Source organism: Pseudomonas putida (assembly GCF_001636055.1).
GTDB classification, from domain to species: Bacteria; Pseudomonadota; Gammaproteobacteria; order Pseudomonadales; family Pseudomonadaceae; genus Aquipseudomonas; species Aquipseudomonas machongensis.
The window spans coordinates 1,877,381-1,899,543 of sequence record NZ_CP011789.1; the positions used below are offsets into that span (position 1 = coordinate 1,877,381).

Sequence of the window (22,163 nt, forward strand, 5' to 3'; positions counted from 1 at the left end):
CCATTGGCCGTCCTTATAGCGAGAATCACGGAGTCGGTAAAAAAGATTTTTTCAATCGAATTGGTTGGTTTTTCGCTATTGCCTCAATCGTCAGAGGTCTTGTCCCTGTACTCGCACAAGTCTTCGATCCTGCAGCTGCCACAGCGTGGCTTGCGTGCCTGGCAGACGTAGCGCCCGTGGAGAATGAGCCAGTGGTGGGCGTCGAGCAGGTAATCCCTTGGTACGAATTTCATCAGCTTCTTCTCGACGTCCAGTACCGTCTTGCCCGGCGCGATGCCGGTGCGATTGCTGACGCGGAAGATGTGCGTATCGACCGCCATGGCCAGTTGGCCAAAGGCGGTATTGAGCACCACGTTCGCAGTCTTGCGACCGACGCCGGGCAATGCCTCTAGTGCTTCGCGCGTTTGCGGGACTTCGCTGCCGTGTTGCTCTATCAGCAAGCGGCAGGTCTCGATGACGTTCTTCGCCTTGCTGTTGTAAAGGCCGATGGTCTTGATGTATTCGCTCAAACCCTCGACCCCCAGGGCATAAATAGCCTCGGGCGTATTGGCGATAGGGTAGAGCCGCGCGGTCGACTTGTTGACGCCGACATCCGTCGCCTGCGCGGAAAGGATGACGGCAATCAGCAGTTCGAAGGGCGTGGTATAGGCCAATTCGGTTTTTGGTTCAGGATTGTCTTCGTGCAGCCTGCGGAAGATCTCCAGGCGTTTGGCGGCATTCATGAGGTCAAAGCGTTCCTTGACGGCTTGAGGTGGCAGGGGCCGGACGCAGGCGATTGTACAAGGCCAGGAGCAGGCCGAGCAGTATCAATGCGCCGGGTGTCAGGACCGCCAGGTGGATGCCGGCACTCTGTCCCAGCCATTGGCGGCAGGCACCCAATATCAGGTACAGGCCCATCAGGCCCAGCAGATGCCGGATGAGCGCCGGCCAGCGCCCAGTGTGCGATGCCAGGGCATCCACAGCGACGCAGTGCAGGCTCAGCAGGGCAGGATAATGGCCCAGGCTCAGCGCCAGCGGGAGCGCCCAGGCGTTCAGGCCCAATTGCAGGCAGCTCGCCAGGGCGGCGGCGAGTATCAGGCTGGCGATGATCCGCGGGGCACCGATCATGCGGCGCAGAGGTCGCGTCAGCGCTTGGTGGCCGACTACCAGCAACAGGGTCGACAATCCGATTACCAGCGCGTTCGCCAGGGTCTGGGTGGCGCCGAGCAAAGGGGCCAGGGCACTGCCCAGCAGCCAGAACCTATTCATCGGTGGTGTGCTCCAACAGACTGCTGCGATGTGCATCGAAGTAGCGCAGGGCATCCTGCAAGGCCGCCATCACTGCGCGTGAGGTGACGGTGGCGCCGGCCAACTGGTCGAAGTCGCCTTGATCGCGTTTCACCGCCCAGTTGGCCTCTGCGCCTTGCCGGTCGAATTGCTCAATCCAGTGGCTCGCACGGTCGCCTAGTTGCCCGCCGAGCCCCGGGCTTTCTTCCTGTGCCAGCACCCGTGTCGCGATCAGGCGGCCATGGGGATCGATGGCGATCGACAGCATGATGGGGCCAGCATATCCCTGGGTCTGGCTGCGTAGCACGATGGCACTGGTAGTGCTGGCCAGGGTTGCGCGGTAGCCGCCCAGTAGCCGACTGTGCTGCAGTTCGGTGTTGGTGATAGGTAGAGGCGCTTGCAGTGGATCGTTGTCGTACCGCTGTGGGGGCAGCACCGCCAGCCATTGTTGTTCTTGCAGCTCTCGTGCGGCATCGGCAATGGGCGCAGACGTCCACTGCCGCCAGACCAGGGTGGCGGCGACGGCCAGGACGGCGACCAAGGCAAGGTAGAGCAGGTCGCGCAGCCTCGCGTTCATGATGTGAGGGCCTGGCGCCGGGCTGCAAGGCGATCGAGCGCCGGTACTCCCAGGTTCATCAGCAGTACCGCGAAAGCCGTGCCGTCGGGGTAACTGCCCCAGGTGCGTATCAAGTAGATCAGCAGCCCGCAGCCGATGCCGAACAACAGGCGGGCTAGCGGCAGGCGAGGGCCGGACACCGGTTCGGTGGCTATGAAGAACGCCGCCAGCATGGTCGATCCGCTGAACAGGTGAAGCAACGGTGAGCCGTGAGAGTCCGACCCCGAGCCGTTCCAGAACAGCAGGCTGACGACCAGTAGCGCACCCAGTAGCCCCGCTGGGGCATGCCAGCTGAACACGCGGCGCTGCAGGAGAAAGATGCCGCCCAGCAGGAATGCCAGGTTCAGCCATTCGCTGGTGCGCCCACCGAGGTTACCGAAGCCGGGGTTGCTGGCGAACAGCTCGTCGAGGGTCAGGCTGCGGTTGTGGCGCAGCACGTCGAGTACCGTGGGGCCGGCCCAGGCATCGATCTGCGTGCCGTCGCCGAATACCAGGCCCAGGCTGTCTGCCAGTTGGAGGTTGCCCGTCGGCCAGTGGGTCATTTGCAGCGGGAAGCTCAGCAGCACGAAGGCGTATCCCAGCATGGCCGGGTTGAACGGATTGCGGCCGACGCCGCCGAATGCGTGCTTGCCCAGGGGGATCGCCACCAGCACCGCGGTCATCGGCAGCCACCAGGGCGCCAGGGTGGGCAGGGCGATCGCCAGCAGCACGGCGCTGACCAGCGCGCTGCCGTCGCTGAGGAAAGGGCGTATTGGCTGGCCACGCAGATACAGCGATACCGCCTCGCAGGTCAGTGCCGTTGCGCTGCACAACAGCAGGTTGAACAGCACGCCCCAACCCTGCAACCAGAGCAGGCATAGCAGGCCAGGGACACAGGCCAGCAGCACCTGGCCCATGGCATTGCGCTGGCGGCTGTCAGGCGCCTGCATGGCCCGGTCCGACCAGTAGCGCATCGAGCTGTTGCTGCGCCTTCTGCGCTGCCGCCTCCAGTCGCTGGACCTGTGCATGCTGTGCCTGGTCCGCTGTCGCGCCCAGGGCGCCACGCGCGGCGTTCAACTGGGCACGGCTCATGGCCGCAGCGATCTTGGCCCGTTTCAGCGCGCTCTCCTGATCAGCCCCTTGCGTGCCGGTGATGCGCTGAACTCGGGCTTGGCGCTCGGCCTGGCGGCGCGTTTCTTCGCGCTGCAGGCGTACAGTTCGTTGTTCGTGGCGCAGTCGCGCCTGATTGCGACGATGGCTGCGAGCGACCAGATGCTCGGCGGTCTGCGCCAGTCCACCGACGATCGGCACCAGGTTGTCCGGCAGTGGCAGCAGCTCGATGCAGTCGACCGGGCAGGGCGCCAGGCACAGGTCGCAGCCGGTGCACTCGCTGGCGATCACGGTATGCATCAGCTTGCTGGCACCAACGATGGCATCTACCGGGCAGGCCTGGATGCACTTGGTGCAGCCGATGCACTCGGCTTCGCGGATGAAGGCGACCTGCGCTGGCGCCGCACGGCGCTCGGGGTCCGGGGCGATCACTGGCACCTGCAGCAGCTGGGCCAGGGCGGCGATGGTTTCGCTGCCGCCAGGCGGGCATTTGTTGATCGCTTCGCCCGCCGCCAGGCCTTCTGCGTAAGGTCGACAGCCTGCGTGATCGCATTTGCCACACTGGGTCTGCGGTAGCAGGGCGTCGATGCGGTGAATCAGGTTCATTGTGTGAACAGTCCGTTGAAGCCAGAAAAGGCCATGGCCATGACTCCGGCGCTTATCAGCTCGATCGGCAGGCCGCGAAAAGCGCGGGGCACATCAGGATGATCGAGACGTTGGCGCAGGTCGTCGAACAATGCCAGTGCCAGCCAGAACCCCATTCCCAGGGCCAGGGCCCAGGCGCCAGTAGCGGCTGGGCTGGATTGCGCTGTGGCCAAGTGCAACAGCAAGCCTAGCACCGCGACATTACCCAGCAGCAGCGGGGCCAGGTTCTCTAACGGCCAATGAGGGCGCAGGCGCGCCAGTGCCGTCGGGATGCCCCACGCCAGCAGCGCCAGCAATGGCAACGCCAGCAACAGTTGCAGCCCTGCCAGCTGCGGCTGGCGAAGCAACAGGGCTGCGGGCACCATCAACAGCATCGACAGTGCGCTGCACAGGCCGAGCAGGTGCAGGCGTGCACGGTCGGGCGTGCCGCTGTGCAGGATCAGGTGATTGACCAGCGCGGCGCTGACCAGAACCAGGACGAAATCGCTCATGGAGGTGCCGAGGGCCGGGGATGGAACGATTATCCGGCAGGGAGCAGGCATTGGAAATGCCCAAAGAGGAGGCAAGCCAGGGGATCGCAGGACGATCCCCTGGGCAAGAAGGTCTTACTTGATACGCTGACCTGGCTTGGCGCCGCTGTCCGGGCTCAGCAGGTAGATCTCTTCACCGCCAGGGCCGGCAGCCATGACCATGCCTTCGGACACACCAAAGCGCATTTTCCGGGGTTTGAGGTTGGCCACCATCATGGTCAGTCGGCCTTCGAGCTTCGATGGGTCCGGGTAGGCCGACTTGATGCCGGAGAACACGTTGCGACGCTCGTCGCCGATGTCGAGGGTGAGTTGCAGCAGCTTGTCAGCACCGGCAACGGCCTCGGCCTTGACGATCAGCGCCACCCGCAGGTCGACGGCGGCGAAGGTGTCGAACTCGATCTCGGCCGACAGCGGGTCCTTCTCCAGCTCGCCGTTGCCGGCCGGCGCCTTGCCTTCGGCGGCCAGCAGGTCTTCCTTGCTGGCGGCGACCATGGCTTCGACTTTGGCTGGCTCGATGCGGCTCATCAGGGCCTTGAACGGGTTCAGCTTGTGGTTTTCCAGGCGCGACTGCAGGTCGTTCCACTCAAGCGGTGCGACGTTGAGGAAGGCCTCGGCGTCGGCGGCCAGCACTGGAAGTACCGGCTTGAGGAAGATCACCAGCTGGCGGAACAGGTTGATGCCCTGGGCGCAGATGGCCTGGACTTCATCCTGCTTGCCTTCCTGCTTGGCCAGCGACCACGGTGCCTTGTCGGCGATCCAGGCGTTGGCGCGGTCGGCCAGGGCCATGATTTCGCGCATGGCACGGCCAAAGTCACGGGCCTCGTAGGCTTCGGCGATCGAGGGTGCGGCGGTCAGGAAGGCTTCGGTCAGCTCCGGTGCGGCGTCGCCAGCAACCATTACGCCTTCATTGCCCTTGTGGATGAAGCCTGCGCAGCGGCTGGCAATGTTGACCACCTTGCCCACCAGGTCGGAGTTGACCTTCTGCACGAAGTCCTCGAGGTTCAAGTCGAGATCGTCGACCCCACGGCCCAGCTTGGCTGCGTAGTAGTAACGCAGGTACTCGGGCTGCAGGTGGTCGAGGTAGGTGCGGGCCTTGATGAAGGTGCCGCGAGACTTGGACATCTTCGCGCCGTTGACCGTCAGGTAGCCGTGCACGTTGACGGCAGACGGCTTGCGGAAACCTGCACCTTCGAGCATGGCGGGCCAGAAGAGCGCGTGGAAGTTGACGATGTCCTTGCCGATGAAGTGATACAGCTCGGCTTTGGAGTCTGCGTTCCAGAACGCGTCGAAGTCCAGCTCCGGGCGGCGGTCACAGAGGTTCTTGAAGCTCGCCATGTAGCCGATCGGCGCATCCAGCCAGACATAGAAGTACTTGCCCGGCTCGCCCGGAATCTCGAAGCCGAAGTACGGTGCGTCACGGGAAATGTCCCACTCCTGCAGACCGGAATCCAGCCACTCGGCGAGTTTGTTGGCGACCGCGTCCTGCAAGGTGCCACTGCGTGTCCACTGCTGCAGCATGGCCTGGAAATCGGGCAGCTTGAAGAAGAAGTGCTGGGAGTCGCGCAGTACTGGCGTGGCACCGGAAATCGCCGACTTGGGGTTCTTCAGCTCGGTGGGGGCATAGGTGGCACCGCACTTCTCGCAGTTGTCGCCATACTGGTCCTCGGTCCCGCACTTGGGGCAGGTGCCCTTGATGAAGCGGTCGGCCAGGAACATGCCCTTCTCGGGGTCGTAGTACTGGGTCACGGAGCGATTGGCGATGTGCCCGGCTTCACGCAGGCGCGTGTAGATCAGGCTCGACAGCTCGCGGTTCTCTTCGCTGTGGGTGGAGTGGAAGTTATCGAACTCGACCAGGAAGTCGGCGAAGTCACTGCTGTGCTCGGCCTGGACGTTGGCGATCAACTGCTCGGGCGTGATGCCTTCTTTCTCTGCGCGCAGCATGATCGCCGAACCGTGGGCGTCGTCGGCGCAGACATAGATGCACTGGTTGCCACGCAGTTTCTGGAAGCGTACCCACATGTCCGTCTGGATGTACTCAAGCATATGGCCAAGATGGATGGATCCATTGGCATAGGGCAGGGCGCTGGTGACGAGAATCTGGCGTGGCTCGGACATGGTGGCTCGGCTACTTATCTGGCGACGGGTAAAAATTGAGGATGATCGGCCACTATAAAGGGCTGGGAAATATATTTCACCCCGCACACGCATCTGCTGACGGTTGACGGGTTAGCATAGGCGCCTGATTCACTTTTTTCGGAATGCCACGGGAGTCTCCATGAGTGCCGTCACACGTGCCGCCATTGAAGGCGTGCTTCGCCAGTACACCGACCCCTACCTGAACCAGGACCCGGTCAGCGCCGGTTGCGTGCGGGCGATCGACATTCAAGGTGGGCAGGTCAGTGTGCAGTTGCAGCTGGGCTATGCCGCTGCACTGTTTCGCAACGGCTGGGCTCAGGTATTGCAAACGGCGATCGAGAACCTCGAAGGCGTGACGTCTGCGCAGGTGAGCATCGATACGCTGATCGCCACGCACAAGGCCCAGGCCCAGGTGCCTGCGCTGGCCAATGTGAAGAATGTCATCGCCGTGGCTTCGGGCAAGGGCGGCGTCGGCAAGTCGACCACTGCCGCCAACCTGGCCTTGGCCCTGGCTCGCGAGGGCGCGAGGGTCGGTATTCTCGATGCGGACATCTACGGCCCAAGCCAGGGTGTGATGTTCGGGATCCCCGAAGGCACCCGCCCGCAGATTCGCGAGCAGAAGTGGTTCGTGCCGATCAAGGCCCATGGCGTCGAGGTGATGTCGATGGCGTTCCTGACCGACGACAACACACCGATGGTCTGGCGTGGCCCGATGGTTTCCGGCGCCTTGCTGCAACTGGTGACCCAGACCGCCTGGGACGACCTCGACTACCTGGTGATCGACATGCCGCCGGGCACTGGCGACATTCAACTGACCCTGGCGCAGAAAGTGCCGGTAGCCGGTTCCGTGATCGTCACCACCCCGCAGGACCTGGCGCTGCTGGATGCGAAGAAGGGTGTCGAGATGTTCCGCAAGGTCAACATCCCGGTCCTCGGTGTGGTGGAGAACATGGCGGTGCACATCTGCTCGAACTGCGGTCATGCCGAGCACCTGTTCGGTGAAGGTGGCGGTGAGAAGCTGGCGGCGCAGTATGGCGTCGAGTTGCTGGCGTCGTTGCCGCTGTCGATGCTGATTCGCGAGCAGGCAGACAGCGGCAAGCCGACAGCGATCGCCGAGCCGGAAAGCCAGATTGCCATGGTCTACCAAGAGCTGGCCCGTCAGGTGGGGGCTCGGATCGTGCTACAGGAAGCGGCGGCGCCGGCAATGCCGAGCATTACCATCAGCGAAGATTGATCCGCCGGCTTACGCAAGCTCAGCAGGAGCGGCACAAGCCGTTCCTGCTGGGCTTGCGTCGTTTTGCGCAGGCACAAAAAAACCCGCCGGAAGGCGGGTTTTTTTTGAAAGCGAGGAAGCTAAATCGACTTAGGCGATTTGAACTTCTTCAGCCTGCATGCCTTTCTGGCCGCGGGTAGCGACGAAAGTAACAGCCTGGCCTTCTTTCAGGGTTTTGAAGCCGTCAGCCTGGATGGCTTTGAAGTGTACGAACAGGTCGTCACCCGACTGAGGAGTGATGAAGCCGTAGCCCTTCTCATCGTTGAACCACTTAACAACACCGGATTGGCGATTGGACATGTGTCTGTCTCCTTGGACAAAGTAGATTTCGGCTCAGGAATTGCCCTGGCCGGGACTGAGTGCAAAGAGAGCGGAAAATTCAGCGATGGGCCGATCAGGATCGTGCATCAAACAGATTCTCGGTGTCACGTGCAGCACAGTGGCGCCACCTTACCCCACTTTCCGCAAGCTGCCAATGGCCAACAGCGGCTTTGATGAAATTCGGATCGGCGGGCGGCCAGCCCCCGTCCGGCGCGGGATAGGGGCAGGGAACTTTAACGCGCGCGCCAGGACCGGTAAGATGCGCATCTCGTTTTTTCACCTCGTACTTTCAGGACATCCCGCCATGAGCATCAAATCGGACAAGTGGATTCGCCGCATGGCGCAGGAACACGGCATGATCGAGCCGTTCGTCGAGCGCCAGGTGCGGGGCGAACAGGACAGCCGGGTGATCTCCTTCGGTGTCTCCAGCTACGGCTACGACGTACGTTGCGCCGATGAATTCAAGGTGTTCACCAACATCAATTCGGCCACCGTCGATCCGAAGAACTTCGATGCCGGCAGCTTCGTCGACATCAAGAGCGACGTCTGCATCATCCCGCCGAACTCCTTCGCCCTGGCCCGTACTGTCGAGTACTTCCGCATTCCGCGCGATGTCCTGACCATCTGCCTGGGCAAGAGCACTTATGCCCGCTGCGGCATCATCGTAAATGTCACCCCCCTGGAGCCGGAGTGGGAGGGGCACGTCACCCTCGAGTTCTCCAACACCACCACACTGCCGGCCAAGATCTACGCCAACGAAGGCGTGGCCCAGATGTTGTTCCTGCAATCCGATGAAGAGTGCGAGGTGTCGTACAAGGATCGCGGCGGCAAATACCAGGGCCAGCGCGGCGTCACGCTGCCACGTACCTGAGCCGACGAGCTGGGGGAATTAGTTCCCCTTTTGCCACTCCAACGAGGTAAGTCCCCGGCGTGCATGACGTACGCCGGCCCTCGTCAGGAGCAGCCCATGAAACTCGATCCTGCAATCAGCGCGAAGCTGGCCGTCCTGCAGCCGAACCAGATCGGCATGATGGCCTGGACTCTGCTCGCGCACCCGCATCCGCCGACGGATCTGCACGCCGGTGGCGTCCCGCACCAGCCTGATCCCGATACCCCGCAACCCCCCGAGCCTGGCGAGCACCCGCCGATGGAGCCGGGCGAGCCGACCTTGCCCGACGAGCCGCCTCCGGCGCCAGTCGCCTGATCAGGCCGGCACTGCCCAGACCCGTTGATCGCCCACGACGAACAGGCGGGCGCCGGGCTCTGGTTGCACCGTCCAACCGCCGGTGAACTCGCCGAACGCCGGCAGCAGGCTGACCTTTGCGTGGAACATGAAGCACGCCAGGCGCAGGCGTTGGCGGCCACGACCACGCAGGACGCACGCCGGATGGACATGGCCTGCGATCACCGGATGCTCGGGGTGAGCGCCGGTCTCGTGCTGTAGCGCGAATGGCGGCAGTAGCAAAGGCTCGTCGACAACGTCAATGGCGAGCTCCTGCGGCGGATCGCCAGCATGACGGTCGTGATTGCCTCGCACCAGGACCACCCGTAACCCTGGGTGCCGTTCGCGCCATGCAGCTACACGGGCCAGGGTGGCAGGTGCTCGCGCACTACGTGCGTGGAGAAAGTCGCCGAGCACGATCAACTGCTGGCAATCGTAATGCTGCAAGAGCGTGTCCAGGCGATCCAGGGTCGCCTGGGTAGTACCGCGTGGCACCGGTTGGTGCAGGGCGCGGTAGCTGGCGGCCTTGCCAATGTGCAGGTCGGCAACCAGAAGGGCGCGCCGGGCTGGCCAGTAGAGCGCTTTTTCAGGTAACAGCCACAGCGTTTCGCCGCAATGTTCGATCGCCAGGTGGTGCACGTTCAGGATTTCCTCCGTTCAGTTCCCGCAAGGTCGCTCATGGTTCGGCTCGCCGCCTTTTCGAGATCCGCCACCATCCGGGCGATGCGGTCTGCCAGTTTTTCCGTGCTCAGGGTTTCGCGCATGCCCTCGACCAATAGGGCGAAGGCCAGCGGCCCGGGCCGGCGCAAGGCGTGCAGATCGAGGCGCAATCCTGACATTTTCTGCAACTGCTGATGCAGGCGCTCGATCTCCAGCTCCTCACGCAGCACCTCGTCACGCGCCTGGCCCAGCAGCAGATTGCCAGCGTCATGCTTGCGAAACACCTCGTAGAACAGACCACTGGAGGCCTGGAGCTGGCGCGTGCTTTTCTGCGCGGCGGGATAGCCGCCGAATACCAGCCCGGCGATCTGGGCAATTTCACGAAAGCGCCGCAGCGCCATCTCGCCAGCATTCAGACTGGCCAGCACATCTTCCAGCAAATTGTCCGCAGCCAGTGCATCGGGCAAGTGCGCGGCCCAGTCCACAGGGCTTGCTGCGAGCAGTTCGAAGCCGTAGTCATTGACCGCGATCGATACCGACAGCGGCTGCACGCGGCTGACCCGCCAGGCGATCAGGTTGGCAAGGCCCAGATTGGCCATGCGCCCGGCAAAGGGATAGAGAAACAGGTGCCAGCCCTGGCGCGAGTGCAGGGTTTCGGCCAGCAATGTGCGCTGTGTGGGCAGGGCCGACCAGCTCGCCTGAAGTGTCAGCAGGGGGCGAACGGCATGCATTTCCGCGCCTTCGTAGCGGCCGTGGGCTGCTGCATCCAGACGCTCGACCAGCGCCTGCGCCAGCTCGCTCGACAGCGGCATGCGTCCGCCATTCCAGCGTGCTACCGCCGCCTTGCGCGCGGTGCTGCGGCGCACGTAGGCGGTCATGTTCTCGACCCTTACCAGCTCCAGGATACGTCCGCCGAACAACAGCGCGTCACCGGGCTTGAGACGGGCAATGAAAGATTCCTCCACACTGCCCAGCGACTTGCCGCCGCCCCCTTTGCTCCAGTACTTCAACTGCAGGCTGGCGTCGCTGACGATGGTGCCGATACCCAGACGATGACGCCGGGCGAGGCGCTCGCTGGCCACGCGCCAGATGCCGTCGGGGTACGCTGCGACGCGCTGGTAGTCCGGGTAGGCGGTGAGCGAGCTGCCGCCATTGCGCACAAATGACAGTGCCCATTGCCACTGGCTCTCTTCGAGATCGCGAAAGGCCCAGGTGCTGCGAACCTCCTCGAACAGTTCGGCCGGTCGGAAACCACTGCCCAGCGCCATGCTGACCAGATGCTGGACCAGCACGTCCATGCTCAGGCGCGGCGAATAGCGTGCCTCGATATGCCCGGCAGCCAGCGCCTGGCGTGCCGCGGCCGCTTCCACCAGTTCAAGGCTGTGGGTTGGTACCAGGGTCACCCGTGAGGTACGCCCAGGTGCGTGCCCAGAGCGGCCTGCACGTTGCAGCAGGCGGGCGATGCCTTTGGCCGAGCCGATCTGCAGGACGCGTTCGACGGGCAGGAAATCCACTCCCAGGTCGAGGCTCGAGGTGCAGACCACCGCCTTCAGCGTGCCCTGCTTGAGGCTGCGCTCGACCCAGTCACGGGCGTGCCGGGCAAGCGATGCGTGGTGCAGGGCGATCAGTCCCGCCCACTCGGGATGCGCCTCGAGCAGGGCCTGGTACCAGAGCTCGGCCTGGGCGCGGGTGTTGGTGAACACCAGGCTGCTGGCGCTGGCCTCGATCTCGGCGCTGACCTGAGGGAGCATCTTCAGCCCCATGTGCCCGGCCCAGGGGAAGCGTTCGATCGCGCTCGGCACCAGGGTGTCGACCAGGATGCGCTTGTCCTGACGGCCCTGAACCAGTCGCCCGCCGGCAGGCAGCAAGACCTCAAGGGCGTGCGGCAGGTTGCCGAGGGTGGCCGAAAGCCCCCACACCACCAGTTGCGGCTGCCAGCGCCGCAGCCGGGCCAGGGCCAGTTGCAACTGCACGCCGCGCTTGTTGCCGAGCAGTTCGTGCCATTCATCGACCACCACCAGGCGCAGGCTGGCGAAGTCGGCGGCAGCCTGTTCGCGGGTCAGCAGCAGGGTGAGGCTTTCGGGAGTGGTGACCAGCGTGCTGGGCAGGCGCCGGGCCTGGCGTGCACGTTCGGCACTGGTAGTGTCACCGCTGCGTACCCCGATGGTCCAGTTCAGCTCCAATTCGTCCAGCGGTGCTTGCAGCGCGCGCGCGGTATCGCTGGCCAGGGCGCGCATCGGTGTGACCCACAGCACTTGGAGTGGCGCCGGTCGGCGTGCGTCGTGCAACTGTGCGAAAGCGCGCAGGGCGCCGAGCCAGACGGCGTAGGTCTTGCCGCTGCCGGTGCTGGCATGCAGCAGGCCCGACTCGCCGCGCTGGATCGCCGCCCAGACGCTGCGCTGGAAGGCGAAAGGCTTCCAGTTGCGGGAGGCGAACCAGGTGTTGGCGAGGTCGGAAGGGGATGGCATCGGCGGCCGGTCTCGTCGAAGGCTGTGCTTCTACAGACCGGCCGCAAGGTGCTTTGGTTTGATCGGGATCAGTTGGCCAGCAGATAGCCGCTGCGGCAGACCTTTTCCCCTGCGACATGGGCGATCACCATGCCGGTGGTGGCCATGCGCCGGACGCTGCGAGCGTAGAGCAGCCCGCCCTGGACGTTGCGGATCGGCGTCACCCGGTCGCTGAGCGGATCGATGACCTCGGCGATCAGTTGCCCAGGCTCCAGGTACTGCCCCGGTTTTGCGTGGAACACCAGCAGGCCGCCCAGCGGCGCGATCAATGGCTCCACGGCAGCCAGCGGGGTGGCGGGCTGGCGCAGCGGCGGCAATGCCGCGGGCTGACCTTCGATCACCCCGCTGTGGGTGAGGAAGTCGAGGATTGCCTGGCAGTCCTGGCTTGCCAGCTCGTGGTTGACATCGGCCTGGCCGCGCAGCTCGATGGTCACCGAGAAGCTGCCCATGGGGATCGGGAAACGCTTGGCAAAACGCTGCTGCAGTTGCCACCACACCAGGCTGAAGCACTCGTCGAACGACTGCCCGCCGGAGTCGGTGGCCAGCAGGCTGGCCTGGGCGCCGAGATAGCGCGCCAGCGGCTCGACCTGGGGCCAGGCTTCGGGCGTGGTGTAGAGGTGTTCGACGGCTTCGAAGTCGCAGTGCAGGTCCAGCACCATGTCGGCGTCGCAGGCCAGGCGCTGCAAGGCCAGGCGCTGGGATTGCAGGGGGGTGACGGCGGGGTGGCTGTCGAGCCCGCGGCGCAGGTATTCCCGGATCAGCGAGAGGTTGTGTGCCGTGTCTTGCGTGAGGTGGCTTTCGATCTGGTCGCCGATGCTGTCGGACAGGTCGACGAAGTTGCGATTGAAGTTTTCCCCGCTCTGCAGTTCGAAGCGCCCCAGCGGTGCGTCCAGCAGCACCTGTTCTAGACCCACCGGGTTGGCCACCGGCACCAGCACCACCTCGCGGCGCAGCAGATCTTGCTGGTGCAGTTCGTTCAGGCGCTGCTTGAGGTGCCAGGCCACCAGCATGCCGGGCAATTCGTCGGCGTGCAGCGAGGCCTGGATGTACACCTTGCCGCCACCGCGTGGGCCGAAGTGAAAGCTGTGCAACTGACGGCAGATGCCGGGGACGGGGGACAGCAGTTCGTGGGTCGAGTGATGCATGGGGGTCCTGGTCTGCGCTGGGCTGTGAACATGGGCGACTGGAAATAGAAGCACAAACCGGGGCTTTGTGCATGCTGGTGTGCGTACAAGCAGCTATGCAGGGCCCAGCAAGCTCTGCAGGGTTGCCAGGTCGTCGGCCTCCTCGACCGGTTTGTCGAGCCTCCAGCGCAGCATGCGCGGGAAGCGTACGGCGATGCCGCTCTTGTGTCGCTTGGACAGGGCGATGCCTTCGAAACCCAACTCGAAGACCAGCGTCGGGGTGACGCTGCGTACCGGGCCGAAGGTTTCCACCGTGGTCTTGCGGATGATCGCATCGACCTTGCGCATCTCTTCGTCGCTCAAGCCTGAATAGGCTTTGGCGAATGGCACCAGGTTGCGTTGCGCTGTTCCTGCAGGGGCATCCCAGACGGCGAAGGTGTAGTCACTATAGAGGCTGGCGCGTCGGCCATGGCCGCGCTGGGCGTAGATCAGCACGGCGTCCACGCTGAACGGGTCGACCTTCCATTTCCACCACAGGCCCAGGTCCTTGGTGCGGCCGACGCCGTACAGGGCATCGCGCCGCTTCAGCATGAGCCCTTCCACCCCCAGGTTGCGCGACTGCTCACGTTGCTCGGCCAGGGCTATCCAGTTCGGTGCCTGCACCAGGGGTGAAAGCAGCACGGGGGCCAAGGGGTACTCGACCAGCACGCGTTCCAGTTGCCCCCGGCGCTCGTGCTGTGGGCGACTGCGCCAGTCCTCGCCGTGCCATTCCAGCAGGTCGTAGGCTTGCAGCACCACCGGCGCATCGGCCAGCAGTTTGCGGCCCAGGGTCTTGCGGCCCAGCCGCTGCTGGAGCAGAGCAAAGGGCTGCACTGCCAGACTGTCGTCGCCGGCGCCGGGCTTCCATACCAGAATCTCGCCATCGAGCACGGTGCCATCAGGCAATGTCTCTATCAGGCTGTGCAACTCGGGAAAACGCTCGGTGACCAGTTCCTCGCCCCGTGACCAGATCCACAGCTGGCCCTCGCGCTTGACCACCTGGGCGCGGATGCCATCCCACTTCCATTCTGCCTGCCAGTCATCGACCGGGCCGAGCAGTGTCTCGAACTGTTCCAGTGGCGCCTGCAGGGCGTGGGCGAGAAAGAACGGATAGGGCTGGCCGCCGCGCTGGGCGTGTTCGTCGTCGGACTCGGGGGCGATCAGCTTCAGGTAGCTTTCAGCAACGGGGCGATGAGCCAGGTCGGTATAGCCGACCAGGCGCTGGGCCACACGCTTGGCATCCAGCCCCGACAACTGCGCCAGCGCACGGGTGACCAGCAGCTTGGAGACGCCGACACGGAAGCTGCCGGTGATCAACTTCAGGCAGAGCATCAGGCTGGGGCGGTCCAGCCTTTCCCAGAGTGTCGGCAAGCGCTGGCGCACCTCATCCGCCGGTTGCCCGCGCAAGGGCAGCAGGTGCTGCTCGACCCACACGGCCAGACCCTCGTCGGTATCGTGTCGGTGCTGGGGCAACAGCAGGGAAATGGTCTCGGCCAGGTCGCCGACAGCCTGGTAGCTCTCTTCGAACAGCCAGTCGGGCAGGTCTGCCAACTGCGTGGCCAGCTCGCGTAGCAGACGGGTCGGCACCAGTTGGCGCGGGCGGCCTCCGGCCAGGAAGTACACCGCCCAGGCCGCATCGGCGGCGGGAGCCTCGGCGAAATAGTCGCGCAGGGCCTGCAGCTTGGCGTTGCTCGAAGTGGTGGCGTCCAGGCGCAGGTAGAGTTCGGCAAAGGCCTTCATGTGGCGCTCTCCGGCGCGGGCGTGTCGTCTTCCTCGCCGTACTCGGTGGCGAAGGCGCGGGCGTCCAGGCCCTGTTCGCACAGGTAGCGCACCAGCACGTTGACCGAGCCATGGGTGACCATTACCCGTTCAGCACCGGTTTCGCCGATTGCCCACAGCAGCCCAGGCCAGTCGGCATGGTCGGAGAGTACGAAGCCGCGATCGACACCACGCCGGCGTCGGGTGCCACGCAGCAGCATCCAGCCACTGGCGAAGGCATCGCTGTAGTCGCCGAAACGGCGCATCCAGCTACTGCCGCCTGCAGAGGGTGGTGCCAGCACCAGGGCTTGGCGCAGGCGTGGATCGTTGCGTGGCAGATCGCCAGCGTACAGGGTCTCGGGCAGGGCGATCCCGGCTTCGCGGTAGACGCGGTTGAGCGGCTCGACCGCGCCGTGCACCACGATCGGCCCTATGCCTGCGTCCAGCCCGTGGAGAATGCGCTGGGCTTTGCCGAAGGCGTAGCAGAACAGCACGCTGGCCTTGCCCTGGTCCCGATTGGCACGCCACCAGGCGTTGATGCCTTCGAACACCTCGGCCTGCGAGGGCCAGCGATAGATCGGCAGGCCGAAGGTGGATTCGGTGATGAAGGTGTGGCAGCGCACCGGCTCGAACGGCGCGCAGGTGCCGTCTGGCTCAACTTTGTAGTCGCCCGAGGCGACCCACACCTGGCCCTGGTGTTCAAGGCGCACCTGGGCCGAGCCGAGCACGTGGCCGGCAGGGTGGAAGCTCAAGGTGATGCCGTGATGCTGGAGGCGTTCTCCATAAGGCAGGGTTTGCAGGTCGATGTCCTGGCCAAGACGGCTGCGCAGGATACCGGCGCCGGGTTCGGCACACAGGTAATGGCCGTTGCCGGTGCGCGCATGGTCGCCGTGCCCATGGGTGATCACCGCACGGTCAACCGGGCGCCAGGGGTCGATGTAGAAGTCCCCGGGCGGGCAGTACAGGCCTTCGGGGCGGGCGATGACGAGGTCCATGGCGTTCGCGCTGGCTGAGGTTACAAGTTAGGAGCGCAGCGCTGGCCCGGAAGTTCGGATGACATGGTGCTGACGAGCGGCCCGGACGAGCCGCTCGGGGTAGCCGCCTACTTGCCCGGCACCAGCGTCAGGCGTTGGCTGCCATAGGCGCGGGCAAAGTTCTGCGGTTGCACGGGCAGGCTCATGAAGCGCCCCTTGAACCAGGCGTCCAGGCCGTCACTGTAGTGAGGGCTGGCGGGGTTGCCGGACTGGCCGCTGCTGGTCAGGATCTGCAGCGGTTCGGCCTGGCCGAAGTCGACGACCATGCGTGCGGAGGCTGGCAGGCTGGTTTCGAAACCGTTGCCCCAGGGGTAAGGGGTCAGGGCCAGGGTGCTGAAGTCACCGCCGGTGGCCATCGGCGCGCGGCTGACGGTGTCGCCGAGCCCGTGGTAGTTCGGTGCTGGCCAGCGGTACTGGTGCAGCTTGCCCCATTGCCAGGCACGCCGGTCGGCGCCCATCTGTGCGACACCGGCATCCACCGCGGCGGCCAGGCTGCGGGCGAGGATGGTCGGTTTGTCTTCTTTCTGCGGCGTGCTGCGGTCATCCCAGAACGGACTGTCTTCGCGACCAAGCAGGTGGTCGGCCTGGGCCGAGTACGACAGCCGGGCGTTGCTGACAAACGCTTGCCAGGCCGGGCTGGACTCGGGGCCAAGCTCGTCGAGGAAGGTCTGGCGGGTGACGGCCTGGAGGAACAGTTCGTACAGCGCCGCATCGGCCGAGACTGGGCTCAGGCGGCCATCGAAAGCCTTGAGCCGGGTCAGGGCTTCACGAGCCTTGTCGCGCTGCTCGGCGGGCAGGGCATCGATGGCCTGCTTGAGCGGCTGGGCCATGCCCGGGGCGTCGAACATGCGCTTGAGCTTGTCGGCCAGCAGGGTGACCTGGTCGTTCTGCAGGGCCATCAGGCTACGGCTGTCATGACGCCCGTTACCGGCCAACTGGCCCAGGCGCTCCGCGCGTTCGGGGTAGTACCAGGTGCTGGACAGCTGCATGCCGTAGCCCTTGGGCAGGCTGCGCTGGTTGGCATGGCCGATCCAGCCGCTGGGCGGGTCCTGGTCGTAGGGGTGGAGCATCGCATCGGCGAAACCGTCCCAGTCGAAGCGTCCGTCCCAGCCCGGCGAAGGCAGCAGGCCCTGGCCTTCGCGGCGATTGGGGTAACGGCCACTGACCTGCCAGCCAATGTGCTCGGGCTCGGCGAAGACGAAGTTCAGCGCAGCGGCGCCGATTTCGCGGGTGCTGTCGAAGGCGCGTTCGAGGTTGCTGGCGCGGGTCAGGTCGAACAGCGCATCGAGGCTCTTGTCGTCCTTGAGCTGCGGCAGGTGCAGGGCCAGGCCATAGCCGTTGCCGGGTTGGCCGAGCAGGGTGCCGTGGCGGGTGTCGTACAGCACTTCGCGCACCGGGCGCTGGCCGCGCACGAAGAAGGTTTCGTTACGCGCGCGGGCCGGCTGCCACTTGCCGTCGGCCAGGTAGGTGAGTTGGCTGCCCTGGCGGCGCAGTTGCTCAAGGAACAGGTCCTGGTTGTCGGCCATCACCGCGCTGCTGCTCCAGGCCAGCTTGCCGTTGTAGCCGGCCAGCACGATCGGCAGGCCGGGCAGCGACAGGCCGGCGACCTGGTACTTGCCTGTGTGAATCTGTACCGGGCTCAGCGCCCAGGCGGCGCGGCTGTCGCTGGCCAGCAGGCTCTTGCCGCTGCGGCTGCGCAGAGGGCCCAGGGCCAGGTTCGAGGAACCGGGGCTGCCCAGCAAGTCGAGGTCGGCGAGCTTCTGGCTGGCGGCGGCGACGTCGTTCAGGCCGGGGATCTGGCTGGCCAGGTTGATGCCCTTGAGCTTGTCGGTCTCGCCCTCGGCCAGAGGCTCGTCGGGTGCACCTGGCAGCAGCCAGGCGAGCTTGTCGCTGCCGACCTTCTGCGCCAGGGTCAGGGCCGAGAGTTCCTCCTGCAGGTTCACCGATTGGCTGAAGGCGTAGAGGCTGAAGATCAGCGCCGAGTCTTCGGGCTTCCAGTATTCGGGGCGATAGCCGCTGCGGGCGAGTTCGGCCGGCAGCTTGTCGCGGTAGCGGAACAGATAGGCGTTGACCCCGCGGGCATAGACCTCGAAGAAGCGCTTCAGGCGCGGCGAGGCGTCGGCATACAGCTGGCCGGCGCTCTGCTTGAGGTTGGCGGCGCGCATCAGGCGGTCGATGTCCAGGGCTTCGGAGCCAGCGATCTCGGCCAGTCGCCCCTGGGCGAGCAGGCGCATGGCGACCATCTGTTCGATGCGGTCGCCCGCATGGACGTAGCCGAGGCTGAACAGCGCATCGTGGAAACTGCTGCTCTCGATCAACGGTGCGCCCATGGCGTTGCGTCGTACCGAGACGTTCTGCGCCAGGCCTTTGAGTGGCTGGACGCCGGTGGTCGGTGGCACGCTGTCCTGGTAGCCGCCCATCTGGCAGCCGGCGAGCCCGAGCATGCCGAGCAGCACTGCGCTGGTGCCGAACCGAGGGCGGAAGGGAGGAAACACGGGGGCGGCCATGACGAAGGCTCCTGGGGGGCGTGGCGGGGTCGGAAAGGCGCTAAAGGTAGGGCGGCGCGCGCCGGGCTGCAAGCGGCAAACGCAGCGCCACCCGGAGCGGCGTTACGCGCCGTGGCACTTCTTGAATTTCTTCTCGCTGCCGCACGGGCATGGATCGTTGCGTCCGACGTCCTTCAGGGCGTTGCGCACCGGTTCCTGGTGGCCGTGGTTGCAGTGCGGGCCGTGCACATGGCCGTGGTCATGACCATGGTGATGATCGTGACCGTGGTTGCAGTCGGGGCCATGGACATGGGGTTGCTGGGTCATTGCGGGTTACTCCGGTTGAAGATCGCCGGGGATTATCTCACCACTGCGCGACAAGTGCAGGTCCCGTCGACTGATCAGGCCGGTATTGAGTTCGCCTTGCAGGGTGTAGTGCAGCGGATCGCCGCTTTTCAGCAGTTTGGCGAGGGGCTTGAGGTGCTGCCACAGGTTGGTGCGCGCGGTGATCTTGAAGGTACGCCGGGCATGTCCGCCGACACTGCGCCAGACACTGGTCTCGTCCTGCACCAGCAGCAGGTCGTTGAGCCGGATTGCGTACGACAGGTTGCGGATGAACAGGCGGCTGTCGTTGGGGTTGTCGATGCGCAGGTGCAGGATGAACTCCTGCTGATGCAGGCGCGCCTTGACGGTTTCCACCCTGACCAGGTGCACCTCAGGCTCGCGCCAGTGGTTGCCGCCCCATCCCGCACAGCCACCCAGCAAGGCCAGGGTGAGGCCAAGCAGGAGCAGTCGGGCCAGGGCGCTCATCATCGGTTACCGAGGTAGCTGGCGCAGCATTTCTTGAACTTCTGCCCGCTGGCGCAGGGGCAGGGGTCGTTGCGCCCCGCCTTGAGCTCGACGGTCGGATCGATGAAGTACCAGCGCCCGGCGTTCTGCACGAAAGCCGAGCGCTCGCGGTGCTGGTGGTCGCCCTGCTGGTCGTGCCAGCGTGCCGTGAAGGTGACGAACGCATGTTCCGGTTGCCCACCCAGGACCTGCGCACTTTCCACCTCCAACCCCAGCCAGGTGCTCTGTGCACTCCAGGCGGCAATGCCGGCGCGGTCCAGCCCGGCCTGCTGGGCGGGAAGCGTGGTGGCTACCAGGTAATCCACCAGCCCCAGCACATAGGCGCTGTAGCGCGAGCGCATCAGCGTCTGGGCATCCGGTGCCGGGGTGCCGGCATGGTAATGCCCGCAGCATGCGTCGAGAAGATTGCCGCTGCCACAGGGGCAGACCGAGACACTCATGAAATCACCACCAGTACTTGCCAAAGTTTTGCGGATTCGCCCAGAACTTGGCATTGAGCCAGTCCGGGACTTGCTTGTAGTCATGTAGATCATAGGTGAACAGGCTCAGTACCTGCTCGTCGCGACGGAATTTCTCGCTGGCCGACAGCGCCAGGGCGAAGAAATCGGTGTCCTGCCAGCCACAGGCGGCCAGGTCGGCCAGAACCGCGACCTTGCTGGCATTCAGATTGCGAATGCCGCCGAGCAGTTCCAGCCCGCTGCGCTTGGGCAAGTGCTCGAGGCAATCGACCAGCACCGCGAGGTCGAAGCGTTGCGCCGCCAGGTCGGCAGGCAACGGACCGGGCGCAGCCACCGACAGTTGCGCTGTCGGGTGGGCTGCGGCGAAGGCCTCCAGGGCCGGGAAACGTGTGCCGACCAATAGCAGGCGCGCGGGTGCGAAGCGCTCGAGAAGGGCCGCCAGGGCCTGTTGGGGGGTACGCTGGGAAAAACCGTCGGTCATTGCCAATCCTCGTTCAGGTCGCTCAAGACTAGCGGTCCCAGCCCTGACGGCAAAGAGGCGCAGCATCGCGTCGTGGCTAATTGCTGGCAGAGAGGGAATAGGCGGTCTTTACTCCCAGAGCATCGGTTCTGCACCGATCCCCCTAGGAGAAGCAACGAAAATGAGCATAGTACGCACAGCGATACCCCTGGTTCTGCTCACCAGTGTGTTGACTGGTTGTGCAGGTTTGCAAAAAACCGACTGGCCGAAGTGTGCTGCCGTCGGGGGCGTGGGTGGCGCAGCCCTGGGCGCCATCGAAAGCTCCAGCTGGGCCGGCTGGGGCGCGTTGCTCGGCGGTGGCCTGGCGGCGGGCTACTGCTGGGCCCATGGCGATGGCGACGAAGATGGCGATGGCGTGCCCGACAGCCGCGACAAGTGCCCAGGCACCCCGCGTGGCGTGCAGGTCGATGCCAACGGCTGCCCGCCCGAACCGGTCGCTGTGGTCGAGGAAGTCGTCGTGGTCGAGAAGGAAGAAGTCATCGTCATCCGTGACGTGCACTTCGAGTTCGATTCCGCGCGCCTGACCGCAACCGACAAGGAACGCCTGAACACCATCGCCACGCGCCTTAAGCAGGAGGCACCCAGCGCTCGCCTGAGCGTGACCGGCCATACCGACAGCGTCGGCTCCGACAGCTACAACCAGAAGCTCTCCGAGCGTCGTGCCCATTCGGTGACCGACTATCTGGTGACCAGCGGCGTACCGCGCAGCAGCTTCGTTTCGGTAGTGGGAGCGGGCGAGACCCAGCCTGTGGCTGACAACGCCACGGCCGATGGCCGCGCCATGAACCGCCGCACCGAGATCAAGATCCAGCGCTGACCGCCCGCGCCCACGTCTTTAGCCGTGGCGTGGGCGCATTCACCGGGGATATGACCCATGAATACCTTGTCGAAGACGGCTGTGTCGCTGCTGCTGGCCTCCAGCCTGCTGAACGGGTGCGCCACCCACAGTGATGGCAGCGCCCCCCTCAATCAACGGACCTGGCCGGTCTGCAGCCTGCTCGGCGGGCTGGTCGGTGGCGGTCTGGGCGCGATCGAAAGCTCCAGCTGGGCGACCGGTGCCGGTGTTGCCGGAGCCATCGCCGGTGGCCTGATCTGTTACGCCCAGGATGGTGACGAAGATGGCGATGGTGTGTTCGACCGTCGTGATCGCTGCCCGGACACCCCCAAAGGTACGGCAGTCGACCACATGGGCTGCCCGCTCCCGCAGTATCCGCCTTCGACGCCCAAACCCGAGGCCCCAGCACCTGCGCCTGAGGTGATCACCCTCGACGATCAAGGCCAGGTGCTGTTTGCGTTCGACTCCGCACAGCTGTCGGCCCCAGCCCAACAGCGCCTGCAAGCGCTGTTGCCGAAACTTGGCGACCCCAGCGTGACGGCCATCAGGGTGATCGGACATACCGATAGCGTAGGCGCCGACCACTACAACCAGGGCCTGTCCGAACGCCGCGCGGCCAGTGTTGCGCAGTACTTGATCGGGCAAGGGCTATCGCCGGCCAAGGTGACCAGTCAAGGTCGCGGTGAAAGCGAGCCGGTGGCCGACAACGACACCGACGAAGGGCGAGCGCAGAACCGACGGGTGGAACTGCACCTGAACTGAATCGCCTCTGGCGCGCGCCCTGGCGCGGCGGTA

23 protein-coding genes are annotated in these 22,163 nt (G+C 65.0%); 5 read left to right on the forward strand and 18 right to left on the reverse strand.

From position 1 onward, the window contains the following. Nucleotides 1–83 precede the first annotated feature (83 nt). The 7 genes from nth to metG all read right to left on the reverse strand — a co-directional run bounded on the left by nth (nt 84) and on the right by metG (nt 6,261). On the reverse strand, nt 84–722 hold the full coding sequence (gene nth, locus AB688_RS08620) for an endonuclease III (protein ID WP_063543444.1): 639 nt from the start codon (nt 720–722) through the stop codon (nt 84–86). A gap of 4 nt (nt 723–726) precedes the next feature. After that, the gene (locus AB688_RS08625) at nt 727–1,248 is read right to left on the reverse strand and encodes an Rnf-Nqr domain containing protein (protein ID WP_063543446.1); all 522 of its coding nucleotides are present in this window, start codon (nt 1,246–1,248) and stop codon (nt 727–729) included. After that, nucleotides 1,241–1,843, reverse strand: a complete 603-nt coding sequence (locus AB688_RS08630; RefSeq protein ID WP_063543448.1) for an RnfABCDGE type electron transport complex subunit G — start codon at nt 1,841–1,843, stop codon at nt 1,241–1,243. Before AB688_RS08630 ends, AB688_RS08625 begins: the two co-directional genes overlap by 8 nt. Further along, entirely contained in the window at nt 1,840–2,811 is a 972-nt protein-coding gene (locus AB688_RS08635) for an RnfABCDGE type electron transport complex subunit D (RefSeq protein WP_063546667.1), read from the reverse strand. Before AB688_RS08635 ends, AB688_RS08630 begins: the two co-directional genes overlap by 4 nt. Then, nucleotides 2,798–3,577, reverse strand: coding sequence for an RnfABCDGE type electron transport complex subunit B (locus tag AB688_RS08640; RefSeq protein WP_063543450.1), 780 nt, complete (start codon nt 3,575–3,577; stop codon nt 2,798–2,800). Before AB688_RS08640 ends, AB688_RS08635 begins: the two co-directional genes overlap by 14 nt. Then, complete coding sequence (locus AB688_RS08645; RefSeq protein ID WP_063543452.1) at nt 3,574–4,107, reverse strand: Rnf-Nqr domain containing protein; 534 nt, start codon at nt 4,105–4,107, stop codon at nt 3,574–3,576. Before AB688_RS08645 ends, AB688_RS08640 begins: the two co-directional genes overlap by 4 nt. Nucleotides 4,108–4,221: 114 nt before the next feature. Then, nucleotides 4,222–6,261: a methionine--tRNA ligase gene (metG, locus tag AB688_RS08650; protein WP_063543454.1), complete on the reverse strand. Its 2,040-nt coding sequence runs from the start codon at nt 6,259–6,261 to the stop codon at nt 4,222–4,224. Nucleotides 6,262–6,421: 160 nt separating this feature from the next. On the opposite strand from metG, the gene apbC reads away from it, so the two are divergent. After that, nucleotides 6,422–7,516: an iron-sulfur cluster carrier protein ApbC gene (gene apbC, locus AB688_RS08655; RefSeq protein WP_063543456.1), complete on the forward strand. Its 1,095-nt coding sequence runs from the start codon at nt 6,422–6,424 to the stop codon at nt 7,514–7,516. A 129-nt stretch (nt 7,517–7,645) separates the two neighbouring features. Here the strand turns inward: apbC and AB688_RS08660 are convergent, their stop codons facing one another. Next, entirely contained in the window at nt 7,646–7,855 is a 210-nt protein-coding gene (locus AB688_RS08660) for a cold-shock protein (protein ID WP_003254922.1), read from the reverse strand. Nucleotides 7,856–8,180: 325 nt separating this feature from the next. Between AB688_RS08660 and dcd the strand changes: the two genes are divergently transcribed. Both dcd and AB688_RS08670 read left to right on the forward strand, forming a co-directional pair. Continuing rightward, nucleotides 8,181–8,747, forward strand: a complete 567-nt coding sequence (gene dcd / locus AB688_RS08665) for a dCTP deaminase (protein WP_003258001.1) — start codon at nt 8,181–8,183, stop codon at nt 8,745–8,747. Between the two features lie 96 nt (nt 8,748–8,843). Further along, nucleotides 8,844–9,080: a hypothetical protein gene (locus AB688_RS08670; protein WP_054891778.1), complete on the forward strand. Its 237-nt coding sequence runs from the start codon at nt 8,844–8,846 to the stop codon at nt 9,078–9,080. On the opposite strand, the gene pdeM is transcribed toward AB688_RS08670, so the two are convergent. From pdeM to AB688_RS08720, 10 genes are all read right to left on the reverse strand, one after another. Further along, nucleotides 9,081–9,737, reverse strand: coding sequence for a ligase-associated DNA damage response endonuclease PdeM (gene pdeM, locus AB688_RS08675; protein ID WP_063543458.1), 657 nt, complete (start codon nt 9,735–9,737; stop codon nt 9,081–9,083). 2 nt (nt 9,738–9,739) lie between these two features. Then, nucleotides 9,740–12,226, reverse strand: a complete 2,487-nt coding sequence (locus tag AB688_RS08680) for a ligase-associated DNA damage response DEXH box helicase (RefSeq protein ID WP_063543460.1) — start codon at nt 12,224–12,226, stop codon at nt 9,740–9,742. A gap of 68 nt (nt 12,227–12,294) precedes the next feature. Next, complete coding sequence (locus AB688_RS08685; RefSeq protein WP_063543462.1) at nt 12,295–13,410, reverse strand: succinylglutamate desuccinylase/aspartoacylase family protein; 1,116 nt, start codon at nt 13,408–13,410, stop codon at nt 12,295–12,297. Nucleotides 13,411–13,503: 93 nt separating this feature from the next. After that, the gene (locus AB688_RS08690) at nt 13,504–15,168 is read right to left on the reverse strand and encodes an ATP-dependent DNA ligase (protein WP_063543464.1); all 1,665 of its coding nucleotides are present in this window, start codon (nt 15,166–15,168) and stop codon (nt 13,504–13,506) included. Beyond that, nucleotides 15,165–16,181: a ligase-associated DNA damage response exonuclease gene (locus tag AB688_RS08695; protein ID WP_054891773.1), complete on the reverse strand. Its 1,017-nt coding sequence runs from the start codon at nt 16,179–16,181 to the stop codon at nt 15,165–15,167. Before AB688_RS08695 ends, AB688_RS08690 begins: the two co-directional genes overlap by 4 nt. 107 nt (nt 16,182–16,288) lie before the next feature. Further along, a complete protein-coding gene (locus AB688_RS08700) occupies nt 16,289–18,727 on the reverse strand; it encodes a penicillin acylase family protein (protein WP_063543466.1) in 2,439 nt (812 codons plus the stop codon). 102 nt (nt 18,728–18,829) lie between these two features. Continuing rightward, on the reverse strand, nt 18,830–19,033 hold the full coding sequence (locus tag AB688_RS08705; RefSeq protein ID WP_063543468.1) for an SEC-C metal-binding domain-containing protein: 204 nt from the start codon (nt 19,031–19,033) through the stop codon (nt 18,830–18,832). A 6-nt stretch (nt 19,034–19,039) separates the two neighbouring features. Then, complete coding sequence (locus tag AB688_RS08710; protein WP_054891771.1) at nt 19,040–19,516, reverse strand: LEA type 2 family protein; 477 nt, start codon at nt 19,514–19,516, stop codon at nt 19,040–19,042. Further along, the gene (locus AB688_RS08715) at nt 19,516–19,995 is read right to left on the reverse strand and encodes a YchJ family protein (protein ID WP_063543470.1); all 480 of its coding nucleotides are present in this window, start codon (nt 19,993–19,995) and stop codon (nt 19,516–19,518) included. The genes AB688_RS08710 and AB688_RS08715 overlap by 1 nt, the downstream gene beginning before the upstream one ends. A 4-nt stretch (nt 19,996–19,999) precedes the next feature. Beyond that, nucleotides 20,000–20,494, reverse strand: coding sequence for a DUF6231 family protein (locus AB688_RS08720; protein WP_054891769.1), 495 nt, complete (start codon nt 20,492–20,494; stop codon nt 20,000–20,002). Between the two features lie 160 nt (nt 20,495–20,654). Here AB688_RS08720 and AB688_RS08725 point away from each other — a divergent pair, with 160 nt between their 5' ends. Together AB688_RS08725 and AB688_RS08730 are read left to right on the forward strand one after the other, a co-directional pair. Then, complete coding sequence (locus tag AB688_RS08725) at nt 20,655–21,350, forward strand: OmpA family protein (RefSeq protein ID WP_054891768.1); 696 nt, start codon at nt 20,655–20,657, stop codon at nt 21,348–21,350. A gap of 57 nt (nt 21,351–21,407) precedes the next feature. Further along, complete coding sequence (locus AB688_RS08730) at nt 21,408–22,130, forward strand: OmpA family protein (protein ID WP_054891767.1); 723 nt, start codon at nt 21,408–21,410, stop codon at nt 22,128–22,130. The last annotated feature ends 33 nt before the right edge of the window (nt 22,131–22,163 follow it).

Excerpts from the sequence above, each read along its gene's own strand:
- dcd (WP_003258001.1), top strand. The coding sequence starts at position 8,181 with ATGAGCATCAAATCGGACAAGTGGATTCGCCGCATGGCGCAGGAACAC.
- AB688_RS08680 (WP_063543460.1), bottom strand. The coding sequence starts at position 12,226 with ATGCCATCCCCTTCCGACCTCGCCAACACCTGGTTCGCCTCCCGCAAC.
- AB688_RS08635 (WP_063546667.1), bottom strand. The coding sequence starts at position 2,811 with ATGCAGGCGCCTGACAGCCGCCAGCGCAATGCCATGGGCCAGGTGCTG.
- AB688_RS08685 (WP_063543462.1), bottom strand. The coding sequence starts at position 13,410 with ATGCATCACTCGACCCACGAACTGCTGTCCCCCGTCCCCGGCATCTGC.
- AB688_RS08630 (WP_063543448.1), bottom strand. The coding sequence starts at position 1,843 with ATGAACGCGAGGCTGCGCGACCTGCTCTACCTTGCCTTGGTCGCCGTC.
- AB688_RS08640 (WP_063543450.1), bottom strand. The coding sequence starts at position 3,577 with ATGAACCTGATTCACCGCATCGACGCCCTGCTACCGCAGACCCAGTGT.
- apbC (WP_063543456.1), top strand. The coding sequence starts at position 6,422 with ATGAGTGCCGTCACACGTGCCGCCATTGAAGGCGTGCTTCGCCAGTAC.
- AB688_RS08695 (WP_054891773.1), bottom strand. The coding sequence starts at position 16,181 with ATGGACCTCGTCATCGCCCGCCCCGAAGGCCTGTACTGCCCGCCCGGG.
- AB688_RS08725 (WP_054891768.1), top strand. The coding sequence starts at position 20,655 with ATGAGCATAGTACGCACAGCGATACCCCTGGTTCTGCTCACCAGTGTG.
- AB688_RS08690 (WP_063543464.1), bottom strand. The coding sequence starts at position 15,168 with ATGAAGGCCTTTGCCGAACTCTACCTGCGCCTGGACGCCACCACTTCG.
- AB688_RS08715 (WP_063543470.1), bottom strand. The coding sequence starts at position 19,995 with ATGAGTGTCTCGGTCTGCCCCTGTGGCAGCGGCAATCTTCTCGACGCA.
- AB688_RS08705 (WP_063543468.1), bottom strand. The coding sequence starts at position 19,033 with ATGACCCAGCAACCCCATGTCCATGGCCCCGACTGCAACCACGGTCAC.
- AB688_RS08720 (WP_054891769.1), bottom strand. The coding sequence starts at position 20,494 with ATGACCGACGGTTTTTCCCAGCGTACCCCCCAACAGGCCCTGGCGGCC.
- AB688_RS08730 (WP_054891767.1), top strand. The coding sequence starts at position 21,408 with ATGAATACCTTGTCGAAGACGGCTGTGTCGCTGCTGCTGGCCTCCAGC.
- AB688_RS08670 (WP_054891778.1), top strand. The coding sequence starts at position 8,844 with ATGAAACTCGATCCTGCAATCAGCGCGAAGCTGGCCGTCCTGCAGCCG.
- AB688_RS08710 (WP_054891771.1), bottom strand. The coding sequence starts at position 19,516 with ATGAGCGCCCTGGCCCGACTGCTCCTGCTTGGCCTCACCCTGGCCTTG.
- nth (WP_063543444.1), bottom strand. The coding sequence starts at position 722 with ATGAATGCCGCCAAACGCCTGGAGATCTTCCGCAGGCTGCACGAAGAC.
- AB688_RS08645 (WP_063543452.1), bottom strand. The coding sequence starts at position 4,107 with ATGAGCGATTTCGTCCTGGTTCTGGTCAGCGCCGCGCTGGTCAATCAC.
- AB688_RS08625 (WP_063543446.1), bottom strand. The coding sequence starts at position 1,248 with ATGAATAGGTTCTGGCTGCTGGGCAGTGCCCTGGCCCCTTTGCTCGGC.
- AB688_RS08660 (WP_003254922.1), bottom strand. The coding sequence starts at position 7,855 with ATGTCCAATCGCCAATCCGGTGTTGTTAAGTGGTTCAACGATGAGAAG.
- metG (WP_063543454.1), bottom strand. The coding sequence starts at position 6,261 with ATGTCCGAGCCACGCCAGATTCTCGTCACCAGCGCCCTGCCCTATGCC.
- AB688_RS08700 (WP_063543466.1), bottom strand. The coding sequence starts at position 18,727 with ATGGCCGCCCCCGTGTTTCCTCCCTTCCGCCCTCGGTTCGGCACCAGC.